The sequence below is a fragment of the Streptomyces africanus genome, from assembly GCF_030816955.1.
Taxonomy (GTDB): domain Bacteria; phylum Actinomycetota; class Actinomycetes; order Streptomycetales; family Streptomycetaceae; genus Streptomyces; species Streptomyces africanus.
In genome coordinates this window covers 8267683-8282239 of the sequence record NZ_JAUSYP010000001.1, presented here as the reverse complement: position 1 = coordinate 8282239, position 14557 = coordinate 8267683, and the positions used below count along the sequence as shown (strand labels likewise).

The 14557-nt window shown below is 72.6% G+C and carries 13 protein-coding genes; 4 read left to right on the top strand and 9 right to left on the bottom strand.

Annotation, left to right across the window (positions count from 1 at the left end; all coding sequences use genetic code 11):
- Position 1 precedes the first annotated feature (1 nt).
- From QF034_RS37700 to QF034_RS37685, 4 genes are read left to right on the top strand one after another with little or no spacing between them, the layout of a single operon-like run.
- Positions 2–1105, top strand: coding sequence for an LLM class flavin-dependent oxidoreductase (locus QF034_RS37700; RefSeq protein ID WP_307179141.1), 1104 nt, complete (start codon positions 2–4; stop codon positions 1103–1105).
- Positions 1102–2100 (top strand): ABC transporter substrate-binding protein, encoded by a 999-nt coding sequence (locus QF034_RS37695; protein WP_307179140.1) that lies wholly within the window; start codon positions 1102–1104, stop codon positions 2098–2100. The genes QF034_RS37700 and QF034_RS37695 overlap by 4 nt, the downstream gene beginning before the upstream one ends.
- Entirely contained in the window at positions 2097–3260 is a 1164-nt protein-coding gene (locus QF034_RS37690; RefSeq protein WP_307179139.1) for an acyl-CoA dehydrogenase family protein, read from the top strand. Before QF034_RS37695 ends, QF034_RS37690 begins: the two co-directional genes overlap by 4 nt.
- A complete protein-coding gene (locus QF034_RS37685; protein ID WP_307179138.1) occupies positions 3257–4642 on the top strand; it encodes an FAD-binding oxidoreductase in 1386 nt (461 codons plus the stop codon). The genes QF034_RS37690 and QF034_RS37685 overlap by 4 nt, the downstream gene beginning before the upstream one ends.
- A 9-nt stretch (positions 4643–4651) precedes the next feature.
- On the opposite strand, the gene QF034_RS37680 is transcribed toward QF034_RS37685, so the two are convergent.
- The 9 genes from QF034_RS37680 to ssuE are packed head-to-tail and all read right to left on the bottom strand — an operon-like array spanning position 4652 to position 14512.
- Positions 4652–6064 carry an LLM class flavin-dependent oxidoreductase gene (locus QF034_RS37680; RefSeq protein ID WP_307179137.1) on the bottom strand — a complete coding sequence of 471 codons (1413 nt, stop codon included), beginning with the start codon at positions 6062–6064 and terminating at the stop codon, positions 4652–4654.
- Positions 6061–6942, bottom strand: a complete 882-nt coding sequence (locus tag QF034_RS37675; protein WP_307179136.1) for a carbohydrate ABC transporter permease — start codon at positions 6940–6942, stop codon at positions 6061–6063. Before QF034_RS37675 ends, QF034_RS37680 begins: the two co-directional genes overlap by 4 nt.
- Entirely contained in the window at positions 6939–7817 is an 879-nt protein-coding gene (locus QF034_RS37670; RefSeq protein WP_307179135.1) for a carbohydrate ABC transporter permease, read from the bottom strand. The genes QF034_RS37675 and QF034_RS37670 overlap by 4 nt, the downstream gene beginning before the upstream one ends.
- The gene (locus QF034_RS37665; protein ID WP_307179134.1) at positions 7814–9166 is read right to left on the bottom strand and encodes an ABC transporter substrate-binding protein; all 1353 of its coding nucleotides are present in this window, start codon (positions 9164–9166) and stop codon (positions 7814–7816) included. Before QF034_RS37665 ends, QF034_RS37670 begins: the two co-directional genes overlap by 4 nt.
- Before the next feature lie 20 nt (positions 9167–9186).
- On the bottom strand, positions 9187–10380 hold the full coding sequence (locus QF034_RS37660; RefSeq protein WP_307179133.1) for an acyl-CoA dehydrogenase family protein: 1194 nt from the start codon (positions 10378–10380) through the stop codon (positions 9187–9189).
- A 13-nt stretch (positions 10381–10393) separates the two neighbouring features.
- Positions 10394–11578: an SfnB family sulfur acquisition oxidoreductase gene (locus QF034_RS37655; RefSeq protein ID WP_307179132.1), complete on the bottom strand. Its 1185-nt coding sequence runs from the start codon at positions 11576–11578 to the stop codon at positions 10394–10396.
- Complete coding sequence (locus QF034_RS37650) at positions 11575–12735, bottom strand: LLM class flavin-dependent oxidoreductase (protein ID WP_307179131.1); 1161 nt, start codon at positions 12733–12735, stop codon at positions 11575–11577. The genes QF034_RS37655 and QF034_RS37650 overlap by 4 nt, the downstream gene beginning before the upstream one ends.
- A gap of 26 nt (positions 12736–12761) precedes the next feature.
- Positions 12762–13958 (bottom strand): SfnB family sulfur acquisition oxidoreductase, encoded by a 1197-nt coding sequence (locus tag QF034_RS37645; protein WP_307179130.1) that lies wholly within the window; start codon positions 13956–13958, stop codon positions 12762–12764.
- Positions 13955–14512 (bottom strand): NADPH-dependent FMN reductase, encoded by a 558-nt coding sequence (gene ssuE / locus QF034_RS37640; RefSeq protein ID WP_307179129.1) that lies wholly within the window; start codon positions 14510–14512, stop codon positions 13955–13957. Before ssuE ends, QF034_RS37645 begins: the two co-directional genes overlap by 4 nt.
- Between the last annotated feature and the right edge of the window lie 45 nt (positions 14513–14557).

Sequence of the window (14557 nt, the reverse complement as noted above, 5' to 3'; positions counted from 1 at the left end):
CATGCCCGTCGAGTTCATCAGTGCCGTCCATCCCAACCCCGCCACCGAGGGCGACCCCACCGCGGGCACGGGCATCGACGTCGACTACGCCCGCCGCTACGCCCGCGCCCTGGACGACGGCGGCTTCGACTACACCCTCGTCACCTACCACTCCGCCTCCCCCGACGCGCTTCAGCTGGCCCAGTTCGTGGCCCACCACACCGAACGCATCAAGCCCGTCCTCGCTCACCGCCCCGGCGTGATCTTCCCGACCCACGCGGCCCGTGCCCTGGCGACGCTGGACCGGATCAGCAAGGGCCGGCTGGTGGTGCACATCATCTCCGGCGGAAGCGACGAGGAGCAGCGCCGCGAGGGCGACTACCTGAGCAAGAGCGAGCGGTACGCGCGTTCGGACGAGTACATCCGGATCCTGCGGGACGTGTGGGCGGCCGACGGGCCCCTTTCCCACGAGGGCGCGTACTACCGCTTCGAGGGCTTCCGCTCCGACGTCACCCCGTACCACGGCACGATCCCCATCTCGGTGGGCGGCTCCTCGGAGGACGCCTACCGGGTGGGCGGGCAGCAGGGCGACATCTTCGGGCTGTGGGGCGAGCCGCTGAAGGAGACCGCAGAGCAGATCGCCGCGGTCAACGCCCACGCGGACGCCGCCGGCCGGCCCCGCCCCCGGATCTGGGTGTCGTTCCGCCCGATCATCGCGCCCACCGACGAACTGGCCTGGGAAAAGGCGCACCGCATCCTCGGCCGGATCAAGACCAACCACGCCGAGCGCGCCAAGCAACGCCACTACCCGGCGCTCGGCCAGGGCACCCCCGCCAACGTCGGCTCGCAGCGGCTGCTGGCCGTCGCCGATCGCGGCGAGGTCCACGACCGCTGCCTGTGGACCGCGCCCGCCTCCGCCACCAACGCCGCCGGCGCCTCCACCGCGCTCGTCGGCTCACCCGAGACGGTCGCCAAGGCACTGCTCGACTACGTCGACATCGGCTGTGAACTGCTGTCCGTCCGCGGCTACGACCCGCTCAACGACGCGATCGACTACGCCCGTCACGTCCTCCCGCTGGTCCGCCAGGAGCTGGCACACCGCGCCGCCTCGGGAGCGGCCGCGTGAGGCGGGGCGGGCACGCCCTCGCACTCGCCGGGCTCCTCGTCGTGGCACTCAGCGCCTGCGGTGGCCCCGCGGGCGCCGAGGACGGCGGTGACTCGGTCACGCTGCGCGTGGGCGCAACGGGCTGGAAGCGCGAGGAGGCCCTCCTGGAGTTCGCCCACCTCGACGACACGCCGTACCAGGTGCGTTGGAGCCTCTTCCAGGGCGGCGACAAGCAGCTGGAGGCGGTCCGGGCCGGAGCTCTCGACGTGGCGAGCTCCAGCGAGATCCCGCCGGTGTTCGCCGCCGCCGACGGCAAACCCAACTTCAAGGTCGTCGCCGTGCAGCGCGGCACCACGCTCAACCAGGAGGTCATCGCCCCCAAGGGCTCGGACCTCACCTCGATCGCGCAGCTCAAGGGCAAGAAGGTCGGCTACGTCAAGAACACCACCGCCCACTACTTCCTCTACGAGCTGCTCCAGCAGGCCGGGCTCGGCTGGGACGACATCACCGCCGCCCCGCTGGAACCCGACAAGGCGCTGGCCGCGCTGAACGGCGGTTCGATCGATGCCTTCGCCGGATACGGCAACGCGATCATCACCGCCCACCAGCAGGGCGCCCGCACCCTCGGTTCCGGCAAGGACATCCTCTCCGGGAACTTCCTGTGGTCCGCCTCCGACGACACGCTCGGCAGCGCGGCCGAACGCGCGGCCCTGGCCGATCTGCTCGCCCGGATCGACAAGGCGTACGCGTACGTCCGCGACGGGCACGAGAAGGAGTACGCGAAGGTCGTCGCCGCCGCCACGCACCAGCCGGTCGACGAGGCGCTGGAGGAGTTCGAGGAGGGCGAGGCACAGCGGAAGACCGAGGTGCGGGTGGTGACCGCGCAGGCCACCGCGTCCCAGCAGGAGGTCGCCGACGCCTTCCGGGGTCTCGGCGCGCTGAAGCAGCCGCTGACGGTCTCCGCGTTCTGGTCCGACCGTCTCAACTCCCCACTGCGGAAGGCCCTTTCCTCATGACGACCGCTCTGCGGCTGCCCGCGCCGGATCTCGCCGGGCTCGCCTCGGTGACGGGCCGGCTCGCCGCCACGGCTGCCGCGTACGACCGCACGGGCGCCTTCCCCTCCGACGGGATCCGCGCCGCGCACGAGGCAGGGCTGCTGACCGCCACCGTCGCCGAGCGCTACGGCGGGCCGGGCCTCGGGGTCGCCGCCACCGCGCGCATCCTGCACGCACTGGGCGAAGGAGACCCCTCGGTCGCGCTCCTCGCGGCGATGAGCCTGACCATCCACCACCGCCAGGCCGTACGGCCGCACTGGCCCGAGGAGTTGTACGGGCAGGTACTGGCCGCAGCGGCCCGGCGGCCGGTGCTGCTCAACCATGTGCGGGTGGAGCCCGAGCTGGGCTCGCCCGCGCGCGGCGGGCTGCCCGCGACGGTGGCCCGGCGCACGGCGACCGGCTGGTCCCTCACCGGCCGCAAGCGCTTCGCCACCGGCATCGAGGGGCTCGACTGGCTGCTGGTGTGGGCCACCACGGACGAGCCCACACCGCGGGTCGGCACGTTCGCCGTGCCCCGCTCCTCCCCCGGCATCGAGATCACCCACCGCTGGGACCACCTGGGTCTGCGGGCCAGCGGGAGCCACGACATCGCACTGCACGAGGTCGAGATCCCCGCGGGGAACGTGGTCGACATCGCCGCACACGGTCCGGGCGCCGAGCAGGACAACCGGGCAGCCGCCGCCCTCCATCTCCCGCTCGCCGCTCTCTACCTGGGCGTGGCCCGCGCGGCCCAGCGGTACTTCCACCGCTTCGCCCACGAACGGGTCCCCGCCAACCTCGGCCACCCGGTCGCCCGCACGGAACGCTTCCGGCGGGCCGCCGGTGAGATCGCCCTGCGGCTGGACTCCGCCGAACAGTTGGTGTTCGGCGGCGCCGAGCGGGTGGACGTGACCGACGACACGTACACCCCCGAACTGGCTCTGGGTGCCCGCATCCTGGCCGACCGGCACGCCGTGGAAGCGGTCGGGCTGGCGGTACGGCTGCTGGGCAACCCGGGGCTGAGCCGCGACAACCCGCTGGAGCGCCACTTCCGCGACATCCAGTGCGCCCCGGTGCACGCCCCGCAGGAGGACATCGCGCTGCTCGCCGTCGGCGGCCGTGCGCTGGAGGGCACCGGATGACCGTCACCCAACCCCGCACCGCCGAGGCCCTGCTGACCGCCCTGAGCCGCGACCTTCCGGGGGACGCGCTCATCACCGGCCCCGAGGCCACCGCCCCGTACGCCGCCGACCGCTCCGGCAGCCGCCCGGACGGTGAGCCCCTGGCCGTCGTGCGCGCGGCGAACGCCGAGCAGGTGCGGACGACACTGCGGCATGCACACGCGCTGCGGGTGCCGGTCGTGCCGCGCGGGGCCGGGACCGGACTGTCCGGTGGTGCGAACGCCGGCACGGGCACGGTCGTTCTGGACCTGTCGCGGATGAACCGGATCCTCGACCTGGACCCGCACGACCAGATCGCCGTCGTCGAACCGGGCGTCATCACCGCCGAACTGGATCGCGCGGCGGGCGAGTTCGGGCTGCGCTACGCCCCCGACCCGGCGAGCGCGGCGATCTCCACGGTGGGCGGCAACATCGCCACCAACGCGGGCGGGCTGCGGTGCGCCAAATACGGGGTGACCCGGGACGCGGTGCTGGGCCTCGACGTGGTCCTCGCGGACGGCACGCCGATACGGACCGGCCGGCGCACCGTCAAGGGGGTCACCGGCTACGACCTGACGGCCCTGCTCACCGGCTCCGAGGGCACCCTGGCCGTGATCACCGCGGCCACGCTGCGACTGCGCCCGGTGCCGGAGAGGACAGCCACCGTCGCGGCGTACTTCGACACCTTCGCCGAAGGAGCCGAGGCCGTGTCGGCGCTGACCGCCGCCCGGCTGGAGCCTTCCATGGCGGAGTTGCTGGACGGTCCGGTGCTCGGCGCCGTGGACGACGCGCAGGGCACGGACCTGCGCTCCCGTGGCGGTGCGCTGCTGCTCGTGCAGTGCGACGGACAGGCGGCCGCGACGGAGGCGGAGCGGGCGGTACGGCTGCTGCGCGGGCGCGCGACATCGGTCGAGACCACCGACGACCCGGCGGAGGCGGACCGGCTGCTCACGGCCCGCAGGCTCGCTCTGCCCGCCCTGGAGCGGCTGGGGCGGGTGTTGATCGAGGACATCGCGGTGCCCAGGTCCCACCTGGCCGCCGCGGTACGGGAGATCACGGCCGCCGCCGAGCGTCACGACGTACGGATCTTCACCTTGGCCCATGCCGCGGACGGCAACCTCCACCCCATTCTCGTCCTCGACCCCGGCACGCCCGGCATCCCTGACGCGGCCTGGCAGGCGGCGGGCGACATCTTTACCGCCGCACTGCGCCTGGGCGGCACCCTCACCGGGGAGCACGGCGTGGGCACCCTCAAGCGGCGGTGGCTCGCGGACGAACTCGGCCCGGAGCAGCACGCGTTGCAGCACCGCATCAAGGCGGCCTTCGACCCGCACCACATCCTCAACCCGGGCAAAGCCCTCTGAAGAGGAAGACTAGGGAAGTGTCCGTGCTCCGGCTGATTCCCGCTCCCGGGAGGCGAGTTCACGAAATCGCGCGGCCGGGTGGTCGTCTGGGACCCGAGGGCCGCTGCCCGGTCCGTGCAGGCGCTCGCGGAGCGTGGAACCGGCCTTCGGGTCCGGGACCCTGCCGCGGGCGCGCAGTTCCGGGACGACCAGGTCGACGAAGTCGGTGAAGGTGCCGGGGGTCACGGCGTAGGCGAGGTTGAAGCCGTCGACGTCGGCCTCCTCGACCCAGCGTTCCAGTTCGTCCGCGACCGTTGCCGGGGAGCCGGCCACCACCGGTCCGATGCCGCCGATGCCCAGGTAGCGGGCGATCTGGTCGGGGGTCCAGCGGCGGGTCGGGTCGGCGGTGGAGAAGATCGCGAGCGCCGAGCGGACGGCGTCGGTGTCGATGTACTCCAGCGGCTGGTCCGGGGCGAGTGCGGACAGGTCGAGGCCGCTCCAGCCGCCGTAGAGGGCGAGGGCGCCCTCGTAGGAGGCGTGGGAGAGGAGGTCGGCGTGCTTGGCGCGGGCCTCCTCGTCGGTGGGGGCGGTGATGGCGGTGAGCAGGATGAAGATCTTGACGCTGTAGGGGTCGCGGCCCGCGGCGGCGGCTTTGGCCCGGATGTCGTCGACGACGCGGCGGGTGGCCTGCGGGTTCACGGCGTTGATGAAGACCCCCTCACCGTGCCGGGCGGCGAAGGACCGGCCGCGCGGGGAGGCGCCGGCCTGGAAGATGACCGGGGTGCGCTGCGGGGACGGCTCGGACAGGAACACGCCCGGGACGGTGAAGTGACGGCCCTTGTGGGCGATGTCGCGGATGCGGCCGGGGTCGGTGTAGACGCCGCGCTCACGGTCGCGGACGACGGCGTCGTCGTCCCACGAGTACTCCCACAGCTTGTAGCAGACCTCCAGGAACTCCTCGGCGACCTCGTAGCGGTCGTCGTGGGCGACCTGTTCGCCGAGTCCCAGGTTGCGGGCGGCGCTCTCCAGGTAGGAGGTGACGACGTTCCAGGCGATCCGGCCCTTGGTGAGGTGGTCGAGGGTGGTGAGGGTGCGGGCGAGCTTGTACGGCTGCTCGTAGGTGAGGGACACCGTGACGCCGAAGCCGAGGCGCTCGGTCACCGCGGCCATCGCGGACACGGCGGGCAGCGGGTCGGACAGCGGGATCTGGGCGCCCTGGCGGACGGCGGCGTCCCGCGAGCCCTGGTAGACGTCGTACACGCCGAGCACGTCGGCGATGAAGAGGGAGTCGAACCCGCCGCGCTCCAGCAGCCGCGCCAGATCGGTCCAGTAGGCGAGATCGGTGTAGCGGTGCGCCTGGTCGTCGGGGTGTCGCCACAGGCCTGGCGACTGGTGGCCGACGCAGGCCATGTCGAAGGCGTTGAGGTGGATACGGCGGGTCACTTGAGGGCTCCGGAGGACAGGCCGGCGACGAGCCGGCGTTGGGCGGCCACGGCCAGGACGTAGACGGGCGCGACGCCGATGAGGGACACCACCGCCTGCTGGCCGAACTCGACGTTCTTGTCGCCCTGGAAGAGGGAGAGCAGCACCGGCAGGGTCTGCGCGGTGCTGTCCTGGGCGAAGCTCAGGGCGAAGAGGAACTCGTTGTAGCTGAGGAAGAAGCAGATCAGCGCGGCGGCCGCGACGCCCGGCGAGATCAGCGGCAGCACGACGCGGCGCAGGCTCGCCCACGTCCCGAGCCCGTCGAGCCAGGCGGCTTCCTCGATCTCCTTCGGCACCTGCCGTACGAAACCGTCCAGGAGCCAGATCGCCACGGGCACGTTGGCCAGCCCGTCGACGAGGGCGAGCCCGGCGACGGTGTTGTTCAGCTCCAGGTTCCGCAGCAGGTAGAACAGCGGCAGGACGGCGACGACGGGCGGCGCGCAGTAGCTGGACAGCACCAGGGTGGCGAGCCTGGCCCCGCGGCGTCCGGCCCGGGCGGTGAAGTACGCGCCCGGGACGGCGACGAGCAGCGTCAGCACCACGGAACCAGCTGCGACCACCCAGGAGTTGGCGATGTAGTGGCCGAGGTCGACGGCCCGGAACGCGTCGGGCCAGTTCTGCCAGAACAAGCGGGAGGGCAGCAGCCCGCCGTTGAGGACGTCGTCGCGGGAGCGGACGGACAGTGAGGCGACGTACAGCACCGGTACGGCGGCGAGGAGGGCGATCACCGCGAGCAGTGCGGTGAGGCCGGTCGTACGGCGGCGGGCGGCCGGTCGGGCCGGGGACCTGACCGCGGTTTCGAGGGCGACCGCTTCTCCGGTGGCTTCGAGCGTGGTCATACGGCCACCTCCTCGTGCCGCTTCCGGCGCACCGCGACCACGCTCGTGACCAGGCCGATGAGCAGGGAGAACAGCACGGTGGCAGCGGCCGCGCCGCCGACGTCGAACTCCTGGAGGGCGGTGCGCTGGATGTCGTAGGTGCTGGTGGTGGTCGAGAAGCCGGGGCCCCCGGCCGTCACGACGTAGACGATGTCGAACACCTTGAAGCCGATCACCAGCTTCAGCAGCACGACCGACAGCAGCGTCGGTTCGATGTACGGCAGGACGACCGAGCGGATGGTGCGCCAGCGGCCGGCGCCGTCGAGGGCGGCGGCCTCGCGCAGGTCGTCCGGCACGCCGAGCAGGGCCGCGTACACGAGCAGCATCACGAACGGCGTCCACTGCCAGCTGTCGATCACGACGAGGGTCACGAACGCCCCGGTGGCGCTGCCGAGCGGGTTCACGCCGGGCAGGCCCAGGGCGTGCAGCACGCCGTTGAGGGCCCCGCCGACCGGGGCGAGCAGCAGTTTCCACGCCACGCCGACCATGACGGGCGGGGTGACCAGCGGCAGCAGCAGGAGGGTGCCGAGCAGGCCAGGGCGCCGGGCCCGGGCGCGCAGCAGGAGCGCGAGGGCGGTGCCCAGCACCAGCTGGACCGCGGCGGCGAGCACCGCGAAGAGCACCGACCGCCACAGCGAGCCGGTGAACGACTGGCTCTCCAGCGCGGTACGGAAGTTGTCGAACCCCGTCCAGCGTTGCAACGGCCGGGCGAGGGTGGAGTCGGTGAACGCCAGGCCGATGACGTAGACGAGCGGGTAGGCGGCGAACAGCGCGAGGAAGGCCACCGGCGGCACGGCGAGCGCGCCGGGGACGCGTACGGCGGACCTGGCCGTCATCCGGACGCTCCCTTGAGTTCCTTGGCCCAGGCCCGCTGCGTGTTGGCCAGGGCGGTCTTCGCGCTCTGCTTGCCCTGCAGGCCCAGCGCGAGCTCGTCCACGAGGGTCTGCAGCAGCTCCGGGGCCTTCGGCACGGTCGGCCAGGGCAGGGGGTCGCCCGCGAGACCGGTGCGGACGACCTCGTAGGAGCCGGGCGAGTTCTTCCGGAACGCCGCGGAGTTGAGCGTGCTGGTGCGGACCGGGTCGGCGCCCGCGTCGGACTCGGCCAGCACGAGGAGGTTCTGCCGCGCGGCAGTGGCCCACTTGACGAAGGCGGCCGCGGCCTCCTTCTGCTTCGACGCCGTGGACACCGCGAGCCCGAAGCCCGCGTCCAGCGAGGTGCGCGGCTTGGTGTTGTCGCCGCCGACGGGGAGGGTGGTGACGGCCCACTTGTCGACGACCTTGGACTGCTTGGGGTCCTGGGCGCGCTTGGCGAAGTCGGTCCAGAAGTCGAGCATGGCGCCCTTGCCGTCGAGGAAGGCGGGCAGCGCCTGGTCGAAGCCGATCTGCAGCGGGGTGGGCAGGGCGTGCGGCGCGGCGTCGAACAGCACCTGGGCGGCGGCGATCGCCTCCGGGGTGTCGAGCGTGGGCGCGCCCGACGCGTCGAGGAACGAACCTCCGTATCCGGCGAGGCGGTTGGCGAAGTCGCAGCCGAGGATGACCGGGACCTGCTGGGCCTCGATGATGGTGCCGTAGTACCTGCCCCTGGCGTCCTTGGTGATCTTCGCGGCGATGTCGTTGTACTCGTCCCAGGTTCGGGGCGCCTCCACCTTGTGCCGTTCGAAGATCTCGGTGTTGTAGAAGAGGATGTGGGTGTCTCCGTCGTAGGGCAGCCCCCAGCGCTTGCCGTCGTACCGGGTGTACGTGTCGTACAGGGACGGCAGGAAGTCGCTCTCCTCGATGTCCTTGTGCGCCTTGATGTACGCGGTCAGGTCCTCGATGACGCCGCCCTCGGCGAGGGTGCCGACGGCCGCGTACCAGTACATGAAGACGTCGAACTGGCCCGCCCCCGACTGCACGTCGAGCACCGCCTTGGCCGTGAGCTTGTCGTACGGCACCGGCGTCACCTTGAGCTTGGCGCCGGTGGCCTCCTCGAAGGGCCTTCTCAGGTACTCGAAGGACAGGGCGTTGGGCTGGTTGGCGAGGATCTTGAGGGTGACGCCGTCCAGATCCGGCTTGGCGGTCGGGTCGAGGGCGGCGGAGGCGGAGCCGCCGCAGGCGGTGAGGAGGGGGCCGGCGGCGGTGAGGGCGGCGGCGCCGGCGGAGGCGCGCAGGAGCGTTCTGCGGGACAGCGGGGACGACGGGGACATGGGGTGGTTCTCCTGGCTTGTTACGTGTAGAGGGTGAACGGCGGGTGGGTGCCGTTGAGGAAGTGATCGCCGACCTCGCGGAGCTTGTAGGCGACCGGGTCGTGCAGGGTGTGGGTGCGTACGTTGCGCCAGAACCGGTCGAAGCCGTACGCGGAGGCGGTGGACCGGGCGCCGGTGGCCTCGAGGATGCGGGCGGTGATGTCGAGGGCGGCCTGGGTGGAGGCGACTTTCGCGGTGGCGACGGTGACGGCGATCTCGCCGCGCTCGTCGGCGGTGAGGTCCGGGCCGCGGTCGAGGCCGCGCTGGACCGCTTCGGCCGCGTGGTCGGCGAGGACCCGCACCGAGCGGGCGGAGACGGCGAGTTCGCCGTAGGTGGCGAGCGTGTACGGATCCTCGGTGGCGGACTCGACGCCCGACAGCAGCCAGGGACGGGTGGCGGTCCTGGTGTACTCGGCCGCGGCGGCGAGCGCGCCCTCGGCGATGCCCAGGTAGAAGTGGACGAAGACCAGTTGGATCGCGGGCGTCACCAGCGTGGCGAACGGGGACAGCGCCTCCTCGTCCTGGGACAGGGAGCCGAGAATGTCCTCCTCCGCCACCGGCACGGCGTGGAACTCCACACTGCCGCTCGCCGACAACCGCTGTCCGAAGTTGTCCCAGTCGTCGTTGCGTACGACTCCGGGGTGGGCCGGGTCGACGAAGACGACGACGGGTTCGCCGGTGTCGGCTCGGGCGGCGCCGACGACAAGCCGGTCGGCCACGCGGGCGCCGGTGGCGAAGGACTTGCGTCCGTCGAGCCGGAAGCCGGCGCCGTCCGGGGTCAGGGTGACGTCGGGGTCGCGCGGGTTGAAGGCCCCGCCCCACAGCCAGGCACCGTCGGCGGCGGCGCGCTCCAGGCGCTCGACCGTGGCGGGCCGGCCGAAGAAGCGGGGGTTCCAGGACAGCAGGTAGTGGTAGCCGAGGAGCTGGCCGATGGAGCCGTCTCCGGCGGCGATCTCGCGGATGACGGCGTAGGCGGTGCGCCAGTCCGCTCCGCCGCCGCCGCGCTCGGCCGGCACGAGGAGGGTGAGCAGGCCGGCCGCGCGCAGCCGCTCGATCTCGTCGAAGGGCGGCTTGTTGGCCTTGTCGCGTGCGGCGGCGTCCTGGGCGAGATCGGCGGCGACCGCGCGGGCGGTGGCGATCCAGTCGGCGTGGGGTCGGGGGGCTGTGCCGGTCATGGTGGTGCCGTCCTCAGACGATTCCGTTGGCGGGCGGGTGGACGCCGTTGAGGGCGTGGTTGCCGAGGTGCTGGATCTTCCATCGGCGCGGGTCGTGGAGGGTGTGGGTGCGGGCGTTGCGCCAGTGCCGGTCCAGGTTTCGGCCGCCGGTCACGGACCGGGTGCCGATGAGCGCGAAGACGTCGTTCGCCACGGTCAGCGAGGCCGTGTCGGCCTGCGCGCGGGCGGCGGTGACGGCGAGGGACGCCCCGGCGGCGAGCTCCGCGTCGGCGGGTGCGCGGCGGGCGGCGTCGATGGCGGCGCCCGCCCGGTCGAGGAGGGCTTCGGCGGCACGGACGAGGAGGGCCAGTTCGCCGAACTGCTGGATCACCAGCGGTTCCTCGCTCGCCCGGTCGGCGCCCGACTCGCCCCAGGGCCGGGCGAGCGTACGGATCAGCTCGCCGCCCTCCTCCAGCGCCGCGCGGGCGATGCCGGTGTCGACGGCCGCGTGGATGAACTGGCCGAAGGCGCCGAAGACTTCGGGCCGTTCGAAGGTGAGGTGGTGGGGCACGACCCGGTCGGCGGGCACGGGCACGTCCTCGAACTTCACGGTGCCGCTGGCGGTGCCGCGCTGGCCGATGCCGTCCCAGTCGTCGACGACGGTGACGCCGGGGGCGTCGTGCGGGACGAACGCGGCGGTGAGGCTGTCGTCCGGGGCGAGTGCGAAGACCGGGATCCAGTGGGCGAACAGGGCGCCGGTGGAGTAGTTCTTGGTGCCGGTCAGGGTGTACGAGCCGTCGGGCCGGGGCTCCAGTCGGGTGGCGAACTCCAGCGCGTGTCCGGTGCCCTTCTCCGCCAGGGCGTTGCCGAACCTGCGTCCGGCCAGCACCTCGGCGTAGAAGAAGTCGCGCTGCTGCGCCGTCGCGTTCTCCTTCAGCACCTCCACGAAGAAGAAGTGGTTCTGCGGGATCTGGCCGATGCTGGAGTCGGCCGCCGACAGCAGCCGGACGACCTCCCCGAGGGTGCGGGCGCCGACTTCGGCGCCGCCGTGGGAGCGGGGCACGGTGATGCCGAGCAGCCCGGAGTCCGACAGTTCGTCGAGTTCGGCGCGGGGCAGGATCCGCTCGGCGTCGCGCAGGGCAGCCTCGCGGGAGAACTTGTCGGCCAGCTCGGCGGCGACGGCGACGGCCTCGGCGTCGTCGGCGATGACGTGGGTCATCGTGGGCTCCCGGCGCCCGCGAAGGGGATCTGCGCCGAGGGGGCGGCTTGCTCGCCGACCGGGTGCTGCCACAGGCCCTGGGCCTGGAGCCGCGGCAGGACGCCCTCGCCGAACCAGTACGCCTCCTCCAGGTGGGGGTAGCCGGAGAAGATGAACTCGTCGATGCCGAGGGCGTGGTACTCCTTGATCCGCTCGGCGACCTCGTCGTGGCTGCCGACCAGGGCGGTGCCCGCGCCGCCGCGCACCAGGCCGATGCCGGCCCACAGGTTGGGGTGGATCTCCAGGCGGTCGCGGCTGCCGCCGCCGTGCAGGGCGAGCATGCGCCGCTGGCCCTCGGACTCGCTGCGGGCGAGGCCGGCCTGCACCGACGCCACCGTCTCCGGGTCGAAGCCGTCCAGCAGCCGGTTCGCCTCGGCCCAGGCCTGCTCGGAGGTGTCGCGGGTGATGACGTGCAGCCGGATGCCGAAGCGGATGCTCCGGCCCTCCTTCTCGGCCAGCGCCCGGATCCACGCGATCTTCTCGGCGACCTTCGCGGGCGGCTCCCCCCAGGTGAGGTAGACGTCGACGTGCTTGGCGGCTACGTCGCCGGCGATCGGCGAGGAGCCGCCGAAGTACACCTCCGGAACCGGGTCGGGCACCCGGGCCAGCCTGGCGCCCTCGACCTGGAGGTGCTCGCCGACCAGGTCGACGCTCTTGCCCTGCCACAACTCCCGTACGACTTCGAGGAACTCACCGGTACGGCGGTACCGGGCGTCCTTGTCGAGGAAGTCTCCGTACGCCCGCTGCTCGTGGCTCTCGCCGCCCGTGACGACGTTGAGCAGGAGCCGTCCGCCGGTCTGCCGCTGGAAGGTGGACGCCATCTGCGCGGCGAGGGTGGGCGAGACGAAGCCGGGCCGGAAGGCGACGAGGAACTTCAGGCGTTCGGTGTTCTGGCTGACCATGGCGGTGGTCAGCCAGGCGTCCTCGCACCAGGCGCCGGTGGGGGTGAGCGCGCCGACGAAGCCGAGGTCCTCGGCTGCGCGGGCGATCTGGCTCAGGTAGGCGACCGTCGGCGGCCGGTCCCGGCCGGAAGCGGTGGCCGGGGTGCCGTGGCCGCCGCCGACGACATGGCGGCTGTCGCCGTTGGTGGGCAGGAACCAGTGAAAGGTGAGGGACACGTGGGGTCTCCGATCGGGGTTGTCCGTTACAGCAGGCCGTGCCGGGGCGGCTGGGTGCCGTTCAGGAGGTAGCGGCCGATGTGCTGGACCTTCCAGCGGGCCGGGTCGTGCAGGGTGTGGGTGCGGGCGTCACGCCAGTGGCGGTGCAGGCCCAGGGAGTCGAGCGCCGAACGGGTGCCGGACACCTCGAAGAGGGCGCTGCCGACCTCCACGGCCGCCTCCGCCGCCGTCACCTTGGCCGCGGCCACCGCGATCGACGCCGCGGCGGCCGAGTCGTCGGTCAGGTCGGCGTGGGCGGAGTCCACGGACCGCGCCGCGGTGGACAGCAGCGCCTCGGCGGCCCGTACCCGGATCGCCAGTTCGCCGAAGCGCTGGATCAGCAGCGGGTCCTCGGTGGCGCTCTCGTGTCCTTCGGCGACGCTCTCGAACCAGGGGCGGCTCTTGGTGCGGACGAAGTCCACCGCCTCGGCCAGCGCGCCGGAGGCGATCCCGGCGTCGATGGCGGCGTGCAGCAACTGTGCGACCGCTCCGTGGAGTTGGGGTCCCTGGAAGGTGAGGTGGTGCGGCACGACCCGGTCGGCGGGCACGGGCACCGATTCCAGGCGGACGGTTCCGCTGGCGGTGGTGCGCTGTCCCATGCCGTCCCAGTCGTCCACGACCGTGAGGCCGGGTGCGTCGCGCGGTACGTACGCCACGTGCAGGTTGTCGTCGTCGGCACGGGCGAGGACGGGGATCCAGTCGGCGAACAGGGCGCCGGTGGAGTAGTGCTTGACGCCGTCCAGGACGTACGACCCGTCCGGGCGCCGCGCGAGCCGGGTGCGGATGTCCTGCACATGGCTGGTGCCCGCCTCGGACTGGGCGTTGCCGAACCGCTTGCCCGCCAGCACCTCGCCGAAGAGGAACTCCTTCTGCTCCCGCGTCCCCTGCCGGCGCAGTACGCCCACGTACACGAAGTGGCTCTGCGGGATCTGGGCGAGACTCGCGTCGGCCGAGGCCAGCAGCCGGAAGATCTCGGCGAGTGTCTCCGTACGGACGTCCGCGCCGCCGAACTCCGCGGGCACCGTCACGGCGAGCAGTCCGGAGGCGGACAGCCGCTCCAGCTCCGGACGCGGAAGCCTGCGCCGTGCGTCCCGCTCGGCGGCGTCCTTGCGGAAGTCCGCGGCCAGTTCGGCGGCGACGGCAAGGGCCTCGGCGTCGTCGGCGATCACGGTCACGGCACTCATGCCGTGGCCGCCAGCAGTGTCGAGCGGCCTTCGAGAGCGAGCGAGAACTGGTCGGTGACCTGGGCCAGGGGCTCGGCGGCGCCCGGTGCGACGGTCAGCGTGCCGTCGTCGCCCACGGTGATGTCCTTGTCGAGCGTGAACCAGCCCGGGGTGATGTGGGCGGCGCCCAGGGAGCTCAGCACCGGGCGCAGGGCGTAGTCGATGGCCAGGACGTGGGCGGTGCTGCCGCCGGTGGCCAGCGGGAGGACGGTCTTGCCCGCCAGCGCGTACTGCGGGAGCAGGTCCAGCAGCGACTTCAGCAGGCCGGAGTAGGCGGCCTTGTAGACGGGGGTGCCGATCACGACCCCGTCCGCCTGCTCGAACAGCGCGGTGGCCTCGACGATCGCCGGGTGGCCGAAGTCGGCGCGCAGCAGGGCCTCGGGCGGGAGAGTGCGGACGTCCAGAGGGATCACCTCATGCCCCTGGGCCGTGAGCCGGTCGTCCAGGTGGCGCAGGAGACGGGCGGTGCGGGAGGTGGCGGACGGGCTTCCGGAGACGGACAGGACGGTGGCCATGTGAGGACCTTTCAGAAGTACCGGGTGGGGTGGGGAAGTGCGCCG